Origin of the sequence: Gaoshiqia sediminis, from assembly GCF_025907915.1 — a bacterium.
GTDB classification, from domain to species: domain Bacteria; phylum Bacteroidota; class Bacteroidia; order Bacteroidales; family Prolixibacteraceae; genus Gaoshiqia; species Gaoshiqia sediminis.
In genome coordinates this window covers 70,003-91,795 of sequence record NZ_JAPAAF010000015.1, presented here as the reverse complement: position 1 = coordinate 91,795, position 21,793 = coordinate 70,003, and the positions used below count along the sequence as shown (strand labels likewise).

At 48.7% G+C, this 21,793-nt stretch carries 18 protein-coding genes; 8 read left to right on the top strand and 10 right to left on the bottom strand.

Annotated features, from left to right (window positions below):
- Nucleotides 1-359 precede the first annotated feature (359 nt).
- The 5 genes from N2K84_RS11540 to cysK all read left to right on the top strand — a co-directional run bounded on the left by N2K84_RS11540 (nucleotide 360) and on the right by cysK (nucleotide 4,906).
- Nucleotides 360-641, top strand: coding sequence for a hypothetical protein (locus N2K84_RS11540; RefSeq protein WP_282591970.1), 282 nt, complete (start codon nucleotides 360-362; stop codon nucleotides 639-641).
- A 64-nt stretch (nucleotides 642-705) separates the two neighbouring features.
- Nucleotides 706-1,275, top strand: coding sequence for a DUF502 domain-containing protein (locus tag N2K84_RS11535; RefSeq protein WP_282591969.1), 570 nt, complete (start codon nucleotides 706-708; stop codon nucleotides 1,273-1,275).
- A gap of 218 nt (nucleotides 1,276-1,493) precedes the next feature.
- Complete coding sequence (locus N2K84_RS11530; protein ID WP_282591968.1) at nucleotides 1,494-2,417, top strand: ABC transporter ATP-binding protein; 924 nt, start codon at nucleotides 1,494-1,496, stop codon at nucleotides 2,415-2,417.
- A gap of 3 nt (nucleotides 2,418-2,420) precedes the next feature.
- A complete protein-coding gene (locus tag N2K84_RS11525) occupies nucleotides 2,421-3,764 on the top strand; it encodes an ABC transporter permease (RefSeq protein WP_282591967.1) in 1,344 nt (447 codons plus the stop codon).
- A 230-nt stretch (nucleotides 3,765-3,994) separates the two neighbouring features.
- Entirely contained in the window at nucleotides 3,995-4,906 is a 912-nt protein-coding gene (gene cysK / locus N2K84_RS11520; RefSeq protein ID WP_282591966.1) for a cysteine synthase A, read from the top strand.
- 171 nt (nucleotides 4,907-5,077) lie between these two features.
- Here cysK and amrS read toward each other — a convergent pair whose 3' ends face one another.
- Genes amrS through amrB form a run of 3 tightly spaced genes read right to left on the bottom strand, consistent with a single transcriptional unit; the run spans nucleotide 5,078 to nucleotide 10,275 of the window.
- Nucleotides 5,078-6,211, bottom strand: a complete 1,134-nt coding sequence (gene amrS, locus N2K84_RS11515) for an AmmeMemoRadiSam system radical SAM enzyme (protein ID WP_282591965.1) — start codon at nucleotides 6,209-6,211, stop codon at nucleotides 5,078-5,080.
- Between the two features lie 42 nt (nucleotides 6,212-6,253).
- Nucleotides 6,254-8,749, bottom strand: coding sequence for a spermine/spermidine synthase domain-containing protein (locus tag N2K84_RS11510; protein ID WP_282591964.1), 2,496 nt, complete (start codon nucleotides 8,747-8,749; stop codon nucleotides 6,254-6,256).
- Complete coding sequence (amrB, locus tag N2K84_RS11505) at nucleotides 8,746-10,275, bottom strand: AmmeMemoRadiSam system protein B (protein WP_282591963.1); 1,530 nt, start codon at nucleotides 10,273-10,275, stop codon at nucleotides 8,746-8,748. Before amrB ends, N2K84_RS11510 begins: the two co-directional genes overlap by 4 nt.
- A gap of 171 nt (nucleotides 10,276-10,446) precedes the next feature.
- Between amrB and N2K84_RS11500 the strand changes: the two genes are divergently transcribed.
- Both N2K84_RS11500 and N2K84_RS11495 read left to right on the top strand, forming a co-directional pair.
- Entirely contained in the window at nucleotides 10,447-11,361 is a 915-nt protein-coding gene (locus tag N2K84_RS11500) for a Ppx/GppA phosphatase family protein (RefSeq protein ID WP_282591962.1), read from the top strand.
- A gap of 33 nt (nucleotides 11,362-11,394) precedes the next feature.
- Complete coding sequence (locus N2K84_RS11495) at nucleotides 11,395-12,558, top strand: sigma-54-dependent transcriptional regulator (RefSeq protein WP_282591961.1); 1,164 nt, start codon at nucleotides 11,395-11,397, stop codon at nucleotides 12,556-12,558.
- Nucleotides 12,559-12,883: 325 nt separating this feature from the next.
- Here the strand turns inward: N2K84_RS11495 and N2K84_RS11490 are convergent, their stop codons facing one another.
- The 3 genes from N2K84_RS11490 to N2K84_RS11480 all read right to left on the bottom strand — a co-directional run bounded on the left by N2K84_RS11490 (nucleotide 12,884) and on the right by N2K84_RS11480 (nucleotide 17,340).
- Nucleotides 12,884-15,028: a cation:proton antiporter gene (locus N2K84_RS11490; RefSeq protein ID WP_282591960.1), complete on the bottom strand. Its 2,145-nt coding sequence runs from the start codon at nucleotides 15,026-15,028 to the stop codon at nucleotides 12,884-12,886.
- Nucleotides 15,029-15,253: 225 nt separating this feature from the next.
- Complete coding sequence (locus N2K84_RS11485; RefSeq protein WP_282591959.1) at nucleotides 15,254-16,231, bottom strand: PAS domain-containing sensor histidine kinase; 978 nt, start codon at nucleotides 16,229-16,231, stop codon at nucleotides 15,254-15,256.
- The gene (locus N2K84_RS11480) at nucleotides 16,201-17,340 is read right to left on the bottom strand and encodes a PAS domain-containing protein (protein ID WP_282591958.1); all 1,140 of its coding nucleotides are present in this window, start codon (nucleotides 17,338-17,340) and stop codon (nucleotides 16,201-16,203) included. The genes N2K84_RS11485 and N2K84_RS11480 overlap by 31 nt, the downstream gene beginning before the upstream one ends.
- Before the next feature lie 216 nt (nucleotides 17,341-17,556).
- Here N2K84_RS11480 and N2K84_RS11475 point away from each other — a divergent pair, with 216 nt between their 5' ends.
- On the top strand, nucleotides 17,557-17,898 hold the full coding sequence (locus N2K84_RS11475; protein ID WP_282591957.1) for a response regulator: 342 nt from the start codon (nucleotides 17,557-17,559) through the stop codon (nucleotides 17,896-17,898).
- Here N2K84_RS11475 and N2K84_RS11470 read toward each other — a convergent pair.
- The 4 genes from N2K84_RS11470 to N2K84_RS11455 all read right to left on the bottom strand — a co-directional run bounded on the left by N2K84_RS11470 (nucleotide 17,889) and on the right by N2K84_RS11455 (nucleotide 21,749).
- Nucleotides 17,889-18,746, bottom strand: coding sequence for a sigma-70 family RNA polymerase sigma factor (locus N2K84_RS11470; RefSeq protein ID WP_282591956.1), 858 nt, complete (start codon nucleotides 18,744-18,746; stop codon nucleotides 17,889-17,891). The genes N2K84_RS11475 and N2K84_RS11470 overlap by 10 nt on opposite strands.
- Before the next feature lie 89 nt (nucleotides 18,747-18,835).
- Nucleotides 18,836-19,144, bottom strand: coding sequence for an isoamylase early set domain-containing protein (locus tag N2K84_RS11465; RefSeq protein ID WP_282591955.1), 309 nt, complete (start codon nucleotides 19,142-19,144; stop codon nucleotides 18,836-18,838).
- A 49-nt stretch (nucleotides 19,145-19,193) separates the two neighbouring features.
- Nucleotides 19,194-20,423 carry a glycoside hydrolase family 57 protein gene (locus N2K84_RS11460; RefSeq protein WP_282591954.1) on the bottom strand — a complete coding sequence of 410 codons (1,230 nt, stop codon included), beginning with the start codon at nucleotides 20,421-20,423 and terminating at the stop codon, nucleotides 19,194-19,196.
- A 24-nt stretch (nucleotides 20,424-20,447) separates the two neighbouring features.
- Nucleotides 20,448-21,749, bottom strand: a complete 1,302-nt coding sequence (locus tag N2K84_RS11455) for a glycosyltransferase family 4 protein (protein ID WP_282591953.1) — start codon at nucleotides 21,747-21,749, stop codon at nucleotides 20,448-20,450.
- Nucleotides 21,750-21,793: the final 44 nt, after the last annotated feature.

Sequence of the window (21,793 nt, the reverse complement as noted above, 5' to 3'; positions counted from 1 at the left end):
CCGCACCCCAATTTACAAAACATATTCAAAATATTTCTTAAAAGCCGAAAAATTGAAAAGTGGAGCCGTAAAGATATCTTCATGCCTTGGGGAAATGAGAGGAAGGGCAATGAAGATTTCTTCATAGCCGGAAAAACTGAAAAGGGAGGCCATTAAGATATCTTCAAGCGCCCAAAAAGAGGAAAGGGAGGCCGTGAAGATTTCTTTACGCCTCCACCAACCGAAAGGTGATGGTTTGAAGATTTAATGAAAGCCGGAAAATTAAAAAAGGGAGCCATGATCATTTAATTACGGGCGAAAAAATGAAAAAGGAAGGTTTCATCATTTAATGAAGCTCCCGCTCGGGGAAAAGTAATGGTGTGGCACGCCGCCATTGCTTGCCCAACCGAAAAGTGGAGCCGTGGCATGCCGCCATTGCTTGCCCAACTGATAAGTGGAGCCGTGGCACGCCGCCATTGCTTGCCCAACCAATAAGTGGAGGCGTGGCACGCCGCCACGACCCCACCCGTCCGGAATATTCGCCGGGCCGGGAAAAACCGCCCTCCCCTCAGCCGCGGTCAGCCGATATTTTGTATCTTTCGCTGCCGGATATCAGTCATTTAAGTACCCGCGACAGTTTACGGGGTTGTCCCGGGCCTTGAATGTTCTGAGCCAAACGTGATCAAGAAACTATAAAACAGGTCCGAGACCTAAAAAATCATCACGATGAAACGACTTTTTTCTTACTTCATGAAAGGGCTGGTACTGGTAGCGCCCATCGCCATTACGGGCTACATCATTTTCCTCACCTTCGATTTCATTGACGGGCTGTTGCGCGATGTGCTAAAAACCTGGCTCGACCGCATTGTTCCCGGGCTCGGTCTGCTCATCATTTTCCTGCTGCTCACCCTGCTCGGCCTGATTGGCGAATACGTGGTGACCAACCCCTTCAAAAAGATCGGCGAACGCCTGCTGCGGCGCGCCCCGCTGATCAAGGTGATCTACAGTTCGCTGGTCGATCTGTTTTCAGCCTTTGCCGGGAAAGAGAAAAAATTCAGCAAGCCGGTGATGGTTTGTATCAACCAGGAAAACAAGCTTTGGAAGATCGGGTTTATCACTCAAAACAGCCTCGACGAACTGGGCATGCCGGGCATGGTGGCGGTTTATTTTCCGCACTCGTACAACTTCTCGGGCGAGTTGTTCATGATTGAAACTTCGTCGGTGCACACGCTCGACATGCCACCTGCCGAGGCGATGAAGTTTGTGGTGTCGGGCGGGGTTACGCGGGTTAACTAGCCGAAAGGAAAAAATAAAACCCCCGATCATCCCCCGAAAAATCACCAGGCAAAACAACTCCCCACGTGTACCCTGAAATTTATCCTGCCCAATCGGCATTTCACCGAAAATTGACACCCGGCTACCATCATTTTACTTAATTTTGATGCTGGCCGGAGAAATTGCGTAATTCTCCGGTGTGATTTGCAACTAACAGGTATAAACCCAAAATCTGATTTATGGAACTTTTTCGAGCAACGGAAGTGGTAAAAGACTATGCCGGGCACCGGGCACTGAACAAGGTGAGCATTTCGGTGGCAGAGCAGTCGGTGTTCGGGCTGCTGGGCCCCAACGGCGCCGGCAAAACCACGCTGATCCGCATCATCAACCAAATTACCGCACCCGACGAAGGCGAGCTGTTCTTTCAGGGGCGAAAACTCAAATCGACCGACATCCAGTACATCGGCTACCTGCCCGAGGAACGCGGCCTGTACAAAAAAATGAAGGTGGGCGAACAGGCCCTGTACCTGGCCCAGCTGAAAGGCATGTCGCGGCATGATGCGCTGCGGAACCTGAAAAAATGGTTCGAAAAATTCGAAATCCAGCCGTGGTGGAACAAGAAAGTGGAAGAGCTTTCAAAAGGCATGCAGCAAAAAGTGCAGTTTGTGACCACCGTGATCCACGAACCCAAACTGCTGATCTTTGATGAACCGTTCAGCGGTTTCGACCCCATCAACGCCAACCTGATGAAAAATGAAATCCTCCAGCTGAAGGCCAAGGGCGCCACCATCATTTTCTCCACCCACAACATGGCTTCGGTGGAGGAGATCTGCGACCACATTGCTCTGCTCCATCAATCCCAAAAGATTTTAGACGGGAACATTTTCGACATCAAAGACCGCTACAAACGGGGCATCTTCGAGATTGAAACACCCGACACGGAAGCGGTATCGTTGTTTTCGCAGAATGGTTTTTCGCTGATCGAACACGACCTTCACGGCAACCGTCAGCGCATTAAGTTTCAGAAAGCCACCGACCAAAGCAACAACGAGCTGTTGCAAAAGCTGATGGGCAAACTCGAAATCAGCGCCTTTCGCGAAGTCATCCCCAGCATGAACGAAGTCTTTATTCAAGTTGTACAACAAGCCAACCAAAAAAACTAAGCCATGAACAAAGCACTATTGATACTGAAAAGGGAATACCTGACCCGTGTACGCAAAAAATCATTCGTCATTTTAACCCTGCTGGTACCGTTCCTGTTTGCCGGCATGACCATTTTGCCCGCCTGGCTGGCTATGCAGGACGATAAAGAAGAACGCACCATTGCCGTGTACGATGGCACGGGCATCTTTCTGGGCCGCCTGGAAAGTACCGACTACACGAAATTTCATTTCATCCCGCAGGATGAATACGCCAAGATAAAAGAAGACATCAGGAACAGCCCGTTTTATGCCGTCCTGTTCATTCCTCCCAATGTGTTGACAGCCAACCGCGCCCAGTTGTTTTCGGACAAGCAGGTGACCATCGACGTCAAAAGCATGGTGGCCGGCAAACTGGGAACCATTCTTGAAAATGACAAAAAGAAACAGGTGATTGACCAGTCGGGCCTTCCCGACCTGGAAGAAAAACTGGCGGCCACCAAAACCCACATCAACCTCGAAACCATCAAGATTGACCAACAGGGCAGCGCCGTAAAAAGCTCCACCGAATTAGCCATGGCCGTGGGTTACGCTGCCGGGTTCATCATTTACATGTTCGTATTTATCTACGGTACGATGGTGATGCGCGGGGTGATGGAAGAAAAAACCAGCCGTATTGTGGAAGTGATTATTTCGTCGGTGAAACCCACCCAACTGATGTTCGGAAAAATTGTCGGCATTGGCCTGGTTGGCCTCACGCAGCTTTTATTTTGGGTGATTATTGGCGGGGCTATTGTTGCCGGGGTGCAGTCGTTTGTTGGCGGGGGCGAAGTGACCACCCTGGAACAATCGCAAAACCTGATGAGCACATCGGGCGTGGCCATAGAAGCCGCCACCGCCGAACAGCAAAATATGGCCCTCGAAATCATCGACATGATTGGCAACCTGAACCTGCCGCTTATCTTTGGCAGCTTCCTGTTCTACTTTCTGGGCGGGTTCCTGCTGTATTCTTCACTTTTAGGGGCAGTTGGTTCGGCAGTCGATCACGACGAAGACGCCCAGCAGCTGATGCTGCCGGTGACCTTGCCACTGATCTTTTCCATCATCATCCTTTTCCCCGTAGTGAAAAACCCCGAAGGAGCGCTGGCCTTTTGGGCCTCGCTCATCCCCTTTACCTCGCCCGTGATCATGATGGTGCGCGTTCCCTTTGGCGTTCCGGTTTGGGAACTGCTGCTTTCCATGGGCATTTTACTGGCATCCATCTGGGGAATTATCTGGGTGGCAGGAAAAATTTACCGCACCGGGATTTTGATGTACGGAAAGAAAGTCAATTTTAAAGAAATCGTTAAATGGCTCTTTTACCACAATTAATTCGGACAATATTGTATTTAAATCAGATTTTTTATTTATAATTGTTCCAGATAACAAAAAACATGTATTACACCTTCTCAAATATGCCCATGTGCTGTTGTATGAATATACAATACGGGGAAGGTATGTTTTGATGAAATATCGATTTTAGACAGACATAGTTATGCAGGCCTTCCCATTGTGGAAGGCTTTTTTTTTGAAATATTTTTAACCCTATAAAAACAAAGAGTATGAGATTTAACAACATTCTGGAAACCATTGGAAATTCGCCCCTTATCCGGGTAAACCGTCTGTTTCCCGCGGATTATGAAGTGTACGTAAAGCTGGAGAAAACCAACCCGGGCGGCAGCATCAAAGACCGCATTGCACTGTCGATGGTAGAAGATGCCGAACAAAAAGGCTTGCTGCAACCAGGCGCTCTGCTGATTGAACCCACTTCGGGCAACACGGGTATCGGGTTGGCACTGGTGGCCGCGGTGAAAGGTTACAAGCTGATCCTGGTAATGCCCGAATCGATGTCGGTTGAACGCCGCCGCATCCTGACGGCCTATGGCGCCGAGCTGGTGCTCACCCCAAAAGAAAAAGGGATGAAGGGCGCCATCGCCAAAGCGGAAGAGTTGGCAGCCGAAAACCCGAACTCGTGGATCCCTTCTCAATTCGATAACGTGGCAAACATTGACGCTCACCGGAACAACACGGCACAGGAAATCCTGAAAGATTTTCCCGAAGGTTTCGACTACCTAATTACCGGCGTAGGCACCGGGGGACACATCTCGGGGGTGAGCGAAGTGCTGAAACAGCATTTCCCGAATCTGAAAACCTTTGCCGTGGAGCCCGAACTGTCGCCGGTAATCAGCGGCGGACAACCGGGGCCGCACCCCATTCAGGGAATTGGCGCGGGCTTCATCCCCAACAACCTGCTCACCGATCAGCTCGATGGCACCATCCAGGTTTCCAGAGAAGAAGCATTTGAATACGCCAAACGGGCAGCAAAAGAAGAAGGTTTGTTTGTGGGCATTTCATCGGGCGCATCGTTGGCGGCTGTAGCCAAAAAAATTGCTGAACTGCCCAAAGGCTCGAAAATCCTCACGTTCAGCTACGATACCGGCGAACGTTATTTGTCGATCGAAGGGCTTTTCTAACAAACTTCCCGCCCAGCCATAACCAAGCGGGTGAATAAAAAAGTTGTTGATCAGGTCATCCTGAACTTGTTTCAGGATCTGTATCAAACGGACAGAAACCAGATAGAGATGCTGAAACAAGTTCAGCATGACGCTTTCTGATGCGTTTTTATTCACCCGCTTTTTCTTGTTTCATTCTCCATTCCACACCCCCGCAACCGCAGTACCGCAGGATTTGCACTTCCCGCCCACCAGATCGTTTTGCAGGATGCTGTAGCCACGGCGCTCCACAACCACCCGCCCACATTTCGGACAAACGGTATTTTCAGCGCCCAAGCCCGGAACATTGCCCACATACACATGTTTCAGACCTTCCTGAAGTGCAATATCACGGGCACTTTTCAGAATATTCACCGGGGTTGGCGGCAACTGGGTAAGTTTGTACATAGGGTGAAAACGGCTGAAATGAAGCGGCGTTTGCTCAAAGCCATTGTCCAGCAGCCAGCCGCACATCTTTTTGATCATCTCCAGATCGTCCGTCCACGAGGGAACAACCAGGTTGGTAATCTCCAGCCACACGCCTTCGTTCTTCAGGGTGATCAGCGTATCCAAAATGGGTTGCAGTGTCCCGGCATTCAGTTTCAGGTAAATATCATTGCTGAACGATTTCAGGTCAATATTGGCCGCATCAATCACCCGGCAAAGCTTCAGCAAAGGTTCCTGATTGATATAACCGGCGCTCACCAGTACATTTTTCAGTCCGGCCTGCCTGGCCAAAATTGCCGAATCGTACATGTATTCGTAAAAAGTAACCGGCTCGGAATAAGTATAAGCCACCGATTCGCAGTGATTTGCCAAACAACTTTCCACCACCTTGTCGGGTGGCAAATCTACATTCTCGGTTTCATCCGGACTTTTTTGCGAGATCGTCCAGTTTTGGCAGTTCAAACATGCCAGGTTACATCCGGCCGTGGCAATCGAGAAGGCTTTGCTCCCCGGCAAGAAGTGCAGCAAGGGCTTTTTCTCGATCGGGTCCACATGAACGGCGCAGGGATTTCCGTACGCAATCGAATACAGTTTTCCACCCCGGTTGATGCGGTTTCGGCAGTCGCCGGCCTCGCCTTCCTTCACCGTGCACTCGTTCGGGCAAATCAGGCAACGGGCGCCTTTAGGCGTGGTCGTGTAAAACATGGCCTCCTTCACCCAGGCTTCTTTAATGACCGGAACAAAAGCGCCGGAAGCAAAGGAGGCAACCGGATTCTGAAAACAGGCCAGTCCTCCCGTTCCCCAAAAAGCTGTCTTCAAAAACTGCCGTTTGTCCATCATCCAATCCTCTTGTTTAACGGTTTATTTTACGGGAAGGGCAGTTCAAAAGATTCTATGGTTCCGAACGGAAAGAGCCATGACTCCGCTGAAAATATTCAAGCCGGCGACGATCAGACAGGTATAAACCAAGCCTAAAAAAGGCAACATCACCAAGGCTGTCAGGAAGGCCCCAAAAGCAGAACCGGCAAGGTCGGTGCTGTAGTTCAGCCCCGAGGTAACGCTGTAGTGCGGCGATTGCAAGCCCGAGGCCAGGAAAAATTCGTAGCCAATGCCAAATGCCAGGACAAACACCAGCACGAAAAACAGCAACTGCGCCGGGACGCCCCAGCCCGAAATCCGGTCGATCAGCAAAATAAGCAGCGGCAGCAACACCGAAAAGACGGCCAGCAAAAACTGAACAACCGCAAAAACACGGATAGCGGACATCTTTCCGGGTTTGCGGCCCATAGAACTGCCCAGCGCCAACCCGCCCATAAAAAAAGTAAAGAAAAAAGCCGTGGCCAGGTAAATACTGCCGAAGAAAACCTGATAGGCAAGCATGAGCGTTATTTCGAGTGAAGCGGACGAAAAACCGCCGGTGTAAAGGCCCATGGAAACCGGGTTAAGCCGGGCAAACAACACGAAGAACAAAATCAAGGGTACCAGCACCAATAAATTATAGCTGACCTGAAACCGACTCAGCCAATGATCGGTTTGTTTCAGGAACATGTAGGGGTAAAAGTCGCGGTTGACTTTTCCAACCTGATGGAACTGCCCCATCAACAGTTGCCCCCGTTGCGCCAGCAGTCCATCATCCAGATAATAGGCATTCACATATTCATTGCCGATGCCCTTTTGGTCAACCAGTTCGGTAATGGCTGGCGAAAGTGGCCCTGCCGAAGCCAGGAAATAGTTTTTTTCGCCGGGCAGCAACAGCCGGTTTTCGAAATGAAGTCCCAGGGTTTTCCAGAGCGACGCGTTCAGCAGAAGAGCATTCTCGCCTGCATAGTTCACCGTGGAAGGCAGGCTGGTACAAACCACGCCGCCAGGTGTGACATGTTGTGCAACCATCCTGAAAAATTCATCGGTATAAAACCGGTTGAAACCCAAGGTTGTTGGCGGCGGCAGATTGATCAGCACCACATCATAAACCAGCTTTGTCTTTCGCAGAAATACCCGGATATCAGAACGGACAAATTCCACCGGCTCCGAAGGACTGGCATAATCCACCAGATTTTTCCAGTACCTGAGGACAGCCGGATTGGTTTCGATATAGGTAACTTTCTCCAGCGGGTACTTGTCCAGCTCTTTCAACATGCCCGAAATACCTCCCGACAACAGCAATACCTTTTCAGGTTTTGGGTGTTGCAACATGGCAAAATGAACCGCCTCCTCGCTCAACGCCAAATTATCCGAATAAAAATGAAGGGCATGATCTTCATAAAAATTGAGCTGACCAGCCTGGCTGGAAACGACCAAATTGCCGTAAGGTGTACTACGGTCGAGGATAATTTCCTGGCTGGGAAACAAGATTTGCTTGATGCGCGTATCGGGCCTGAGCACAAAAGCCACCACCAGGATCAGCAAGCCGGGCAATAGATAAACCATCCTTTTTTTGAGGTTTCGCGGCCAGATAAGCCAACTGCCCATTGTCAGAACGGCGGCAGAAATGATAGCCAACACCTGGATGGAATTAAAAAACCGACCGAGCACCACGCCAAAAAGCAACCCTCCGGCCAGGCTCCCCAACGATTCAATGGCGTAAGCCTTTCCAATCAGGTTTTTTCTGCCCGACCACGAGTAAAGCGTTGAGAGCAAGGTAAACAAATAACCCGACAGAAAGCAAACCGGGAATAACAACAGGCACACCCCCATAACAACTGCCCCAAAACCGGTAATCGTCCCCGGCGGATAAAGCAGGAATTTCAACTCATAAAGCGCCACGATCAGCAAAATTGGCAGAAAAGCCAGGGCAATCATCATGCTTACTCCCTGTTTCAGGCTGAAATCGGGTTGGATCCGTTTCCGGGCGTGAAAAGCGCCCCAGCCCGTCAGCAGCAACCAGTTGGCCATCACCACGCCCAGCACCAACTCATTGCCGGCCAGCACACTCAGAAATTCGCGGATGAAGACGACCTGGTTGATCATAGCCAGGGCGCCAAGCAAAAACAACAAGTAGCGGACTTTCTCCCATTCCGGCTGAACGTTGGGAACAACAGGTTGCCCGGGGATTGCGCCTTCAGCTCTCTTTTTGAGCGAAAAATAATAACTCCAGTGCCAGCTTAAATGAAAAAATGAAATAACGACCATGCCAATCCCAAAAGCCACATGCCATCGCAGGAATTGGTCATACTGCGGAATTTCGAGTTTATAGTTCACTTTAAGCACACTCAGCAAACCGAGCAGGCCCGAAACCAGGAAGGTGACCAGCAACGCCACATTCCAAAACATGCGGTGCGTTTTTTGGCTGAAGATGCCCCACCAAACATACATCCGGGTGGTGAAATAGGCCAGGATCGTAATGACAACAACCGGTATGAGCGGGTACGCCGAATTCATTGTTCCGGGTGTAGCAACTCGGGTTCGCTGAAAACCAGGGCTTCGTAAATGTACAGTTCCGCATCTTTCCAGCCATCCCAGTCCAGGCCGGCCTTATCGCGTGCACAACGGCCCAGGAACTCTTCCTTCGTCCAACCGGTATTGGTGGCCACCTGGGGCAAAAAAGTACCGTGCCGCTCTCCCTGAACAATATAAATTCCGTGCTTCCCCAATTCAAGCTCATCGATGGTTTCGATACGCTGCAAGGGAGTCAGCACCGATATCTCGATATCGACTTCGGCCAGCTCCGTAAACTGGAGGGGATCAAAACGGTAATCCTGAAAAGCAGCGGATACGGCCATTTCGCGGACCATCCGGTACAAAGGTTCCTTTTCGCCAAAGCGACCGATACACCCCCGCAACTTGCCCTTCTTCTCCAGGGTGACAAAAGCTCCGCAAGGAGTTTTAAGGTTTTCGGATAGCTGCGCCGAATCCACATCGGGCAAATAATGATGCAGCATCCGGAACTCAATGGCTGCACGGGCCATCTGCAGCAACTGAATTTTTTCGGTATCCGTCAGTGAAAACCCGGTCGTTTGCGCACTTACCGCCGAACGTTCAAAGGCAAAGGCATGGTAGCCTACCACCCGCGATTTCTCGCCATATTCGGTATCACCAGAGTTCATATACCGGATATGTTTCACGGTAATCCCCGGCTCTGCCGACGAAAGGTTCAGCAAGGTGAGCACCGAACTCCAGCCACAGCAACTGGTAGCCAGCCCCGGAATGTGTTTGCCTTCGTTCTTCCGGAGCGCCTGCAAAAATTTTCCGGGCGAATTGGTCAAAATGGCCTCCCGGGTGGTTCTGTCGGCTTCGCGGGCGCCGGCATCATCGGCGTAGTGCGAAAAATCAGTGCTGATCACAAACAAATCCCCCTCCTGAAAGTAAGGGCCCAAAGCCCCGGCAAGCTGTTCGATTGCTTTTTCCGACCGGGTGCCAATCAGGATGGGCACAATTTTATACGGATGTTTCAACCGGTATTGTAAAAACGGAAGCTGAACTTCCAGGCTGTGTTCTTTCACATGGGCAGCCGGTACATACTCAAACAACGGGTTGTCGCGGATCAGCCGGTCGGCCACCAAGGTATCCACTTTAACCACGCCCAGCGGGGTACGGTAGTGCCCTTTGTTGTAGATGGAAGCGCCGTCCAGCAGCAGGTGATGGCTGGTGCCAATCAGAAAAATGCGCCGGTATTTTTTCTCCGGGTTGAGCCGTGCATAGGCCGACGCGGCCACCTCGCCGGAATACACATAGCCGGCATGCGGAACGATGAGCGCAGCCACATCCTTTCCGGGCGGAAGATTTACATAGGGCCTAAACAGCTCCTGTAACCGGGCTTTCAACTGGCCGGGATCAGCCGGGTAAAAAGAACCGGCCACAGCTGGTTGGCGGGCAAACCGGCCATTGTCGCGGTTTTGCGCCCGAACAGCAACCGACAGGGACAGCAGAATGAAAACCGGGTACCACATAGATACAGAAGATTTCATGGTCAGCTGATTTTTGCAGGCCGGCAAACCAGATTGGCAAAACCGGCAAAAAGAATTACGGCAACCAGGTGCGAACGTTACAAAAGCCACCAGCCCATTTCGGTTTTTCTATGATCATTTTCGGCCATCCCGCCCGGCAAATTATATCTTTGCACCACAAAACACAGGAACATGAAACTGGCTGTAATTGATTTGGGGACCAACACCTGCAACTTGCTGATTGCCGAAATTGATGGAAAGACCTATCGCTTGTTGTATCAGGGAAAAGAAGGCGTAAAACTGGGGAAGGGCGGCATCGGCAAAAATTTGCTGACCAACGAGGCCTTTCAACGGGCCACAGCGGCACTGCAAAAGCACCAGCAAACCATCCGCCGGTATCAGGCTGAAAAGGTGGTCACCATCGCCACCTCGGCGGTGCGCGATGCAGCCAACCAGAACGAATTTGCGGCCCATCTCATGCAGAGAACCGGGCTGGAGCTCACCGTCATTTCAGGCGAAGAAGAGGCGCGACTGATTTTTGAAGGGGTGAAACTGGCCGTTGGAAATCTCCCCGACGATACGCTCATCCTGGACATTGGCGGGGGAAGCAACGAACTCATCCAAACGAAAAATAACGCGGTTTTGTGGAAAGAAAGTTTTCCGCTGGGCATGGCCCGCGTGGTGGAACAGTTTCCGATTTCCGATCCGATAACCACAGCCGAGGTTGCTACCATTGAAGCCTATTTTGAAAAAGGACTCGCCAATTTATGGACACAACTCAACGGCACATCGATCAGTGGGCTTATTGGCTGTTCGGGCGCCTTCGACACGCTGGCCGACCTGATCGACCAAACGCCGCCGGGCACAAAACAGCGCATTGCCCAGCACATCCAAATGAGCGATTTTGAAGCTGTTTCGAGCCAAATCATGTCGTCCACCAAAGCACAACGCGAAAAAATGACCGGTATGGAGCCACTGCGCGTGGAAATGATTGTCCCCTCGTTCATCCTCATCCGCCTGCTCCGGAAGAAGCTGAAGATAAGCGAAATCACACAAACTGACTTTGCCCTGCGCGAAGGCGTTTTGTACGAATGGATAAATCATTAATTTTGAGAGCACAAACAACCTAAAAATACACGCATGTCAAAAATATTGGTCATCGACGACGAACGCAGCATCCGCAATACACTGAAAGACATTTTGGAATACGAACAGTACCAGGTTGACCTGGCCGAAGATGGCAATCACGGGCTGGAACTGATTGGGAAAAATGAATACGACATTATTTTGTGCGACATCAAAATGCCCGGCATGGACGGGATCGAGGTACTTGAACACATTCAGGAACAGTCGGTTGACGCACCGGTGGTGATGATTTCGGGACACGGGAACATCGACACGGCCGTGGAATCGATCAAAAAAGGGGCCTATGATTTTATCGAAAAACCACTCGACCTGAACCGTCTGCTGATCACCATCCGCAACGCGATGGACAAATCGAGCCTGCTGACAGAAACCAAGGTGCTGAAAAAGAAAGTCAGCAAAAAGTTTGAGATTGTGGGCAGCTCGGCAGCCATCAAAAAAATTACCGACATGGCCGACCGCGTAGCGCCAACCGATGCACGGGTACTGATTACCGGTGCCAATGGGACCGGCAAAGAGCTGATTGCCCGCCGCCTGCACGAAAAAAGCAACCGCGCTGCAGGCCCTTTTGTGGAGGTGAACTGCGCCGCCATTCCGTCCGAACTGATTGAAAGCGAACTATTCGGCCACGAAAAAGGCGCTTTTACCTCGGCCATCAAACAGCGCAAAGGCAAATTTGAACAGGCCAGCGGCGGCACCCTCTTTTTGGATGAAATTGGCGACATGAGCCATTCGGCACAGGCCAAGGTGCTGCGCGCGCTGCAGGAAAGCCTCATCACCCGCGTGGGCGGCGAAAAACCGATCAAGGTGGATGTGCGCGTGGTGGCCGCTACCAACAAAAACCTGAGCGAGGAAATCCACAAAGGCAACTTCCGCGAAGACCTGTACCACCGACTTAGCGTCATCCTGATCCAAGTGCCCTCGCTGAACGAACGGACCGAAGACATCCCAGAGCTGGCTGATCATTTCATTGCCCAAATATGCGGCGAGTATGGCATGCCCACCAAAAACATTACCCCGGATGCCATTGAAAAACTGCAAAGCATGAAATGGACCGGCAACATCCGAGAATTCCGCAACGTCATCGAGCGGCTGATCATCCTGTGCGATAAAACCATTACCGGTGCCGACGTGGATGCCTTTGCAGCCCCTCTTCAATAAACGCTAGATCTTCAACATAAAAAAGAAATTCACGCAAATTTTCAGCCCGGCAAGAACATCTTTCGGGCTTTGGTGTTTATAGACAAAAAGAAAGCGGGGCCAGCCCCCGTGAAGGAAAATATTGAAAAACAAACCTCTGGGTACGGGAAGTTTATTTGTTGTTGTCATGGCGTATTTTTTAAACATCTAAATCCGGCCAGCAATGTCCGGAGTACTGACCGCGATCCGGAGGTTTTTTCTTGCCTGCGATACTGGCTTCTTCTCGTTAAATTAATCCCGACGAAATTTGCTCCCCCCTCTTCTCGGCTAGAATTTGACGTGGGTTTCATTTTTTGCGAAATAAACCGGCCATCATTTTCTGCATTTCATCCAGCTTTTGGATTGGCCCCAGTAGGGATGGATTAGTTAAATCAATGGCATCACGATCCGAAAAGCCAATTTGCATTGGATAAATAAGAATATAACTATTCGAATGAAAATACTTGTCCAAATAATGCGGGATATTCTTCATTTCGGGATGATGCGAAGGCTTATTATCGCGGCTCAAAACAACTATCAAATTATCATCCGGTTTTACATCTCGTGCCAAAATCAAGAAATCGGCCCAATCATTAAACAGAATACAAGTAGCTTCAAATGGGTAACCCGACTGTGCCTCTTCAACAATCCTTTTGGTATTTTCACTGACATAAAACTTCAGCCTGGCCCCGGTATTTTGCTGGATGTTCCACACTTTGGCGAGCCAAAGCGGGAAGCCAATTTCATGCTCTGCATTTTCAGGAACAACAATCAGGTGCCGCTTGATGGTGGCGATTGGCTGAGCGGCTCTGTAAATAAAAGTCGTCATATTCGATTTTTCCAGGACAATCCCGGCCAGTTTGCCCGGAAATGATTCTGAGATTACGCTCTGCCTGTGAAGCCCCATGACCAGATCCGTGATATGGTTTTCTTTCGCGGCATTAATTATTCCATTGGCTACACTTCGATTGTAACGCAGCAATTGATTTAAGCTAATGTCAGCAGATGATGCGGTTATCGTTGATTTCTCCAGGAGTTTCCGGGCTCTGCTGTCAGTTTCATAACCATCATCCGGATTGACCACATTCAGGACAAACAGGTTCTTAGAATTGTTTTTTGACTTGATAATAGCGCTCAAACTGATTAGCTCATCAATCGTATGGGGATTACTGACCGGGATTAAAATACGTTCATCATGAATAGATTCGCTTCTCTCGATGAGCGACGATTCGGCCAGGGCGATGTTGGTACCGCCTTTTTGAGCAGAAATCGTGGCCATAGTGCATGTAATAAAAATCATGACAATTGTTCCGTTTAAGATACTGTCGCCCAACAACCGGATGGGTTCACCGGAGGCTGTCTGGCTAACAATCACATTGTAGCCAATTAATACGGCTGCCAACGTTGCAGCGGCCTGCGCATTGCTTAACCCGAAGATTACCCTTCGCTCGTCGGCAGAAAACCGGAACGTTTTCTGGGTCAGCCACGCTGCCAAAAACTTGGCTAAGGTGGCAACCCCGGTCATTATGGCCGCCACTCGAATGGTCTCGGCATCCTGAAAAAATGCGCGGTAATCAACCAACATTCCCACACCTATCAAAAAGAACGGAATAAAAACGGCGTTGCCAACAAACACAATCCGGTTCATCAAGGCCGAGGTTGACGGGATTAACCGGTTCAGTGCCAATCCTGACAAGAATGCCCCGATGATGGCTTCAACCCCGGCTGCTTCGGCCAGCACTGCGCCCAGAAAAACCATCACCAGAATGAAAATGTATTGGGATACGTTGTCCTCGTATTTTTTCAGAAACCATCGTCCAATAATGGGAAAAAGTAATAGTACGATCAACCCGAAAGCAAGAACAGATAAGCTTAGCCGGGCCCAAAAGCCGGGCCCAATCTCTCCTCCAACCATACCGACAATTACCGCAAGCACCAGAAGGGCCAGTGTATCTGTAATCATGGTTCCTCCAACCGCAATGTTAACCGCCTTAATCTTTGCCACGCCCAATTTGCTCAACGCCGGATAAGCAATCAGGGTATGAGACGCAAACATGCTGGCCAGCAAAACGGAGGTCAGTACCGAAAATTTTAGCACATACAATCCGGCCACTATCCCCAACACCATGGGGATTAAAAAAGTGTATAGTCCAAATACAAGGCTTTTTGTCCTGTTTCTCCTGAACTCAGCCAGGTCCATTTCCAAACCGGCTAGAAACATGATATATAGCAGACCGGCTGTGCCTGACAAAATAATGCCACTGTCGCGTAATAACAAATTAACACCATGAGGTCCGATAACGGCACCGGCAAAGATCAACCCCAGGATGGAGGGGATTTTTAGCCGGTTAAGAAGAATTGGCGCCACCAAAATAATCAGGAGGATGACAAAAAATTTAACGACCGGATTGGTCAGCGGAAGAGTGATCTCGGGAACACTTAACAGAACCATAATTGCTTCGTTTAGTTGTTACTTTCAATGATGAACCAACTCTCTTCAATTCGAACCAACCAAATCTATAGAAATTTTGGTTCAGTGAGCTTTGTACCCCAAAAAAAATTAAGCCGGTTACGGGGCTACGGTCAACACTTTTCCTGTCAACATTCAACGGTATATGATCCGTTTATAAATGAGTTTTTCCGCATAAAAGAGTAATAGCTAAATGAGTAATTTGTCTTATGGTTGCGATTCAAACGAAATAGTAAACTTACTTCCCTTGCCTGGTTCACTCTGTACTGAAATTTTCCCTCCGGTTTTTTCAACTAGCTCGTGACAAAGAATTAATCCCAAGCCGGAACCAGTTTCGTCGTTGGTTCCTGGAGAGGAAATGATTTCTCCTATTTTGAAGAGTTTGGCGATTGTTTTGGGGGGCATACCAATACCGGTGTCCGCAATGGTCAAGTCCACAAAGCCTTCCCGATGATGGACGGAAAACGTGATCTCCCCGCCATTCGGCGTAAACTTCAGGGCATTGCTCAGGAAATTTCGCAGGATTGCCTGTACTACGTTTCTATCGGTCAGTATGAGGCAATTCTCTGCTACGTTGTTGCTAACGCTGATCTGTTTATTTAACGCTTGCGTGGCAAACAGCTCAATATTATCGTCAATCAGTGTGAATAAATTGAGTGTCTCTTTCCTGAATGCGATTTTCCCCAGTTGGATCCTGCCCCATTCCAGCAAATTCTCCAACAACCGGTTAGCGCTATGATTGGCATCTTTCAGTATTTTCAGAAATTCTAACCGGGTTTCATCCGTAAGGTTTTCATAATCGTCCAATAACAATTCGGTAAAACCAATCATCGAGCTAATCGGCGATTTCAGGTCGTGGGCAAGGATGGAGAAGAACTTATCCTTTGCTCTGATTTCAGCAGCCAGCTGGTCGTTGAGCTCCTTTAATTTTGATTCGAGTTGCTTTTGATGGGTAATATCGGTAAAAAGGGCCATCAAACAAAGCGGTTTCCCTTCGTGGCGAACCACTGTTGCAGAGATAATGGTATGAAATTTTGTGCCATCTTCCCGGATCGTTTCGCCCTCGCCGGTGTAAACTTTTCCCTCAGAAATTACTTGCAAAACCTTTTTTACCTGCTCCCGGGATGTGGCAAACTCGGACACATGCCTGCCAATCACCTCATGTTCGGATTGATACCCCCCCATAATTTTACATAAGCTTTGTTCGCATAGAAAAGTGTACCGTCTAAATCAGCAAGTCCGACGGCAACAGGTGAAGCATCCAGCGCAAAATTCTTGGTTTTGAGTTCTTCCTCCATTCGTTTGCGTTCGGTGACATCGGAAGCAATACCTCCCATTTTTACGGGATTTCCCTGTTGATCGCGTATCAGAGACTTCCGATCGTGGACCCAAATTATTTGTTTATCAGAGCGCTGAATTCGGTACTCAGCTACAGCTATTCCTTTGCTAAAAAGGTCTTGATGGCTTTTTATGGCAATCTCTTTATCATCGGGATGGATCATTTCAAACCACAAATCCGGATCGTTGATAAAATCCTCAGCCGACACGCCATAGAATTTAGGGAAGGCCTCATTGATATCTTTCATTCCGGTACCATCCAGGTTAGCCCACCACACAATATCGGTTGAATTGCTGATCAGGTTGCTAAACTGTGTCTGGTAATCCAACAACTCGACTTGTTTTTCTTCGATGGTCTTTTTGTCTCGTAGTTCCTGAATTTTCGCAGATGCCATGTTGGCTAGTGTCTCGATGCCCAACTCAGTTTCCCGATCCATCTTATTCCCCACCAACATCGAGGAGGGGATTAACAGCGTAATAGCGCCGAAATATTTTTTGTCGATACTAAAGCTGACTGCAGCGACCTGTGCCACACCCAGTAGTTTTTCAATTGCGTTGCAAGCTGTTTTACTGATTGCACCATTTACGATATCGAAAATACCGCCGGGAAAGTAATGGATATTCCTGGTTTCGTAAACATGGAGTACTTCGTCGGGTAAGCCATCAAAAGGAAATCTTAGGTCAGAGTATTCCTTGCCCAAAATAAGTTTTATGGCAGCCATGATTCTTTCAAAACCAGCAATGGCTACAATCTGAAAATTTTTACCATCCAAAAGTAGTTTATCCACCACAAAATAGACATCAGGCAGCATTTGCCGGACACCCTCGGCCAAAATTTCATAGATTTCAACTTCGTTCTTCACCGTTAATAGACGTACTGAAACCTGATTAAGCACCTCTAGTTTGCTGATATTTATTAAACTAGTATTCAATCTTTCTTCATTCTTATCGCGCATATTCAGATATGGTCATGGGTTGAAGTGTAAAGATGACAATTTTTAGATTTTTTACAACTTATTCTGGTCAGTTGGCCGCCCAAAAATGCAGAAATACAACCATATCTTCAGACCGGTCACTTCGCATCCACAACCCGGTGCAACTGGAAATCCAAGATATCCATCCTCTTTAAAAGTGTTGTCACGCTCACACAGGCAGGAGAAATAGAATTTGGAATGAAATTAAAGGGCCCGTATCGCGTTGAATTACTCGTCCGCGATACCGCAACTGGATTTCTAATGGCTGATTCGGTACCGGGAGAACGCAGTCTGTTCAGGATTACCTTACCCACCCAGAATAGCAGTGAGGATAAAAAACCAATGAGTTTGTTTTTGGGAGAAGGGGATTTTTCCTGTTTACACGGAAAGACCGTGCTCGTGGTTGATGATAACCCGTTCATTCATGAAATAGTAAGCCTGCACGTGCAGGATTTTGAAATAAGGATTCTGAAAGCAGCAAACGGACAGGGAGTATTTCATTTGGTGAGAAATCAAGCGCCCTATTTAAATTACAGATAGGCCCTCAACAACCTGTTCCTGAAGCTATTTTTTAACTTTTTAACGGCCTTGTCTTTGATTTGACGCACCCGTTCGGGTGACAGGTCAAGGGCGAGGCCAATTTCATCGAGCGAATACGGTGGGTACCCTCCAAGCCCAAAGGAATAACGTACCACTTCCGCTTCACGTTCGTTCAGCGTTGCCAATGTGCGTTCAATTTCCAGGATCAACGAATTTCTCATCAATTCCGTGTCGGGACTGGGCGATTCTTCGTTTAAAATCAGGTCGTACAACGAACCTTGCCCCTCTTCCAGGGGTGAATCCATAGAAACGGGGGATGAGGATACCTTCATCGCCAAATCAACGGCATCGGGGGTTGTCTTTAGCGAAAGGGCTATTTCCTCGCTGGTAGGTTCGCGATGATGTTCCTGCTCCAGACGGATAAAGGCCCTTTTAATTTTGGTCACCGAGCCTATTTTGTGTTGGGGAAGCCTGATCATCCGGGCTTTTTCGTACACCGCCTGAAGTATGGATTGACGGATCCACCATACGCTATACGATATAAACTTGAAACCACGGCTCTCGTCGAAACGCATGGCGGCTTTTATCAGACCCAGGTTCCCCTCGTTGATCAAATCGGTCAGGCACAACCCCTGGTTCTGGTACTGCTTGGCCACCGAAACAACGAAACGAAGATTGGACTTTACCAAAAGGTCTAAAGCCTCCCTGTCATCCCTTTTTATCCTTTTAGCCAATTCAATTTCTTCCTCGATGGTCAATAATTTATACTTACTGATTTCCAGCAGGTATTTATCCAGTGCCAGTGAATCTCTATTGGTAATTTGTTTGCTGATAATAAGCTGTCTCATTTCGGCGATTTTTCGTGGAACAATGCAACTTGTGTTTATCCCCCCGGATCCGCACCTGTTTTGTGTTTTGGGCGGATGGGGGGACGTGATCAAAGCTCAATCACAGAATTTACTTCGCCGGGTGAGATGCCGTTGGGCACAAACAGGTCGGCCTCCGGTTCGTTTTCCCAAACCGAGCTGTCGATCAGGTAGCGGAATTGGTATGATTTTCCAGCTTCAAGATTTAATGTTTGTGAAAATCCCCCGGTTTTAAGTTTCTTCATGGGTTCGCAATTCATATCCCAATTATTGAAATCGCCCGGTATTCTAATACTTTCAACGTTTTTAAGATCGTCACCGAAATGGAAGGTTACTTTACAAGTTCCATTGGTCTTCAGAAATTGCTTTTTAATGCTCATAATTTATTTATTTGGGTGAAACATTTCATCGTTGCCTTGGCCAACTGTTTCAGGCCGTCTCTAATATTTTCTTTTTCAATTGGGTGTATTGTTGCTGCTCCTCTTGCGTGTACCGCTCCAACCTGATCGCGAAATCGTTTAACACGTTCATATAGTTGATGAAGGCTTCAAAAGGGCTGCCGTATGGGCTGTGAGAAGCTTGAAAGCCGCCACCCGAATCATGATTAGTGTTCATGTAAAAGAAATGGTCGCTTGTTTGCAGGTATTGCCAGTCTTTTAATAACTGTTTATCATGGCAGTCACGCACCATTCCGCTTAACTGGTATAATTTTTCGAAAGCTTCCTGTTGCAGCTCATTGCCCAGCCATTTTTGCGCACTGGCATGGACTGTTTGATGCCCCACATGCAAGGTGGCAGTAGGCTGATACAGGCACAAGAGTTCGGTAGGGGTCATAAATTGGAATTTGGATCCTCTGAGAACTGCCCCGGGCATTGAACTCAGAAAATCAAAAATCCCGTCTTCATGCTTTTGCCGTTCGCCAAAGGTTTCATAATCCATAAACAGGTTCACCATCTTCTCGTTTTGAGGGAGCATGTTCAGCCACGACACAAACTTTTTCGGATCCAAAGGCCATTCGCTCCAATTCGGGTCCGAAAAACGGAAAGCGACATCATCGCTCAGTCTGTCATTTTTCAGCAGCACCGCAAGGGAAGGGGCAACCGCATTATTATAAAGGTAGTTCGGGCTTCTCCATTCCAAGGCATGGCGGGGGCCTTCGGCCAATATCCCCCGGAATCCCAGCTCGGCGGCCAGGGCCCCGATTTCGTCGGAATAGACCAGGCCGGTATTGGCAAAAACGGCAGGACGGGCGCCAAACAACGATTCGTTAGCAGCCACATGTATCCGTACTTGTTTCCGGAATTCTTCTTTATCGTGTAATGCAGATAAGGAGCTGGCGTAAGGTTCCGCTACAAACTCCACGCACCCGGTAAAAGCAAGTTCGCGGAAACTGTCAATAACCTCCGGGGCATAGGCCTGAAATTGGTCGAGGGCCGTACCCGATATCGAAAATGCAAGCTTGAACTTTCCCTGGTATTTATTGATGAGCTTCAGGAGTATTTTATTGGCCGGTAAATAACAGTTTTGGGCTACTTGATGCACCAGGTATTCGTTTTGGAAGTCGTCATAATAATACCCCGAGTTCCCGATATCAAAAAAACGGAACCTTTTAAGCCTCACCGGCTGATGGACGCGAAAGTAAAGACAGATAGACCTCATAATTCCAAAAATTTAATGGTTAATTCAATTTGACTGATGCATGTTGATGGCCGCTTGGTAAACCTGTTTTACCCGATGGGCCGAACCCTCCCACTTTAAACTGTAGGATTCCTTTTTGCCTTGCCTGGCCAGCATTTTGGAGAGGGTTTGATGTTTTAGGATGCCGTGAATGGCATCCGCCATGGCGTCCACATCCCAAAAATTCACCTTGATGGCATTCGACAAAATTTCGGCAACGCCCGATTGGCGGGAGATAATGACCGGCACCCGGGCCTGCATGGCCTCCAGTGGCGAAATGCCAAAGGGTTCGGACACCGAGGGCATGATATAAACGTCGCTTATCCGCAACATCCGGTAAACATCGTCCCCTTTCAGGAAACCGGTAAAATGAAACTTGTCGGATATTTTAAGTTGCGCCGTGCGCCTGATCATGCGATGCATCATATCGCCGCTTCCAGCCATTACGAAGCGCACATTCTGCATCCTCTTCAAAACACAGGCAGCCGCTTCAACAAAATATTCAGGCCCTTTTTGCATGGTGATCCGCCCCAGAAACGTTACTACCTTATCATCAAATCCCTTGGTTACAGGCTGGCTTTCGTCATGCAGGTAAGGTTCAACGGCATTATAAACCGTCACGATTTTTTCCGCGTCGATCCCGTATTTATCGATAACTACCTGGCGGGTGAGATTACTGACGGTAATGATCTTATCAGCAGCATCCATTCCCTGTTTTTCGATCGCATACACGCTGGGGTTGGCGCTGCCACCACTTCGGTCAAAATCGGTGGCATGCACGTGGATGACCAACGGTTTTCCGGAAACCTCTTTTGCCGCGATGCCTGCCGGGTAGGCCAGCCAATCGTGAGCATGGATAACATCAAACTCCGTATCCCGGGCAATTGCCCGGGCCACCACAGCATACCGGTCGATTTCGGACAACAGGTCCGGACCGTATTTTCCAGTAAACTTAATTTTTCCCTGATCATCCGTCTCAACCAGGGAGTTGGCGCCGGCAACCGTAAAGTTGGTTTGCCGGTAATAATCCTCCGGATCGACATACGGCACCAGGGCGGAACTTACCTCCACATATTCGAGGGATCTGTCAAACTCTGTCAACTGCACCTTTCGGTTTGTCACCGGAACATCGGCTGCCCCAATCAGTTTCATGCTGCTTTGGTCTTCGCCACCAAATACCTTGGGTACCACAAAGGTCACATCTACATCACTGAATTTGGCAAGTCCTTTGGTCAACCCGTAACAGGCAGTGCCCAACCCACCTGAAATATTGGGAGGAAACTCCCAGCCAAACATTAAAACTTTCATATCTGCTTTTAAATCAAGAAATTTTCTTTCATGCCACTACCCTC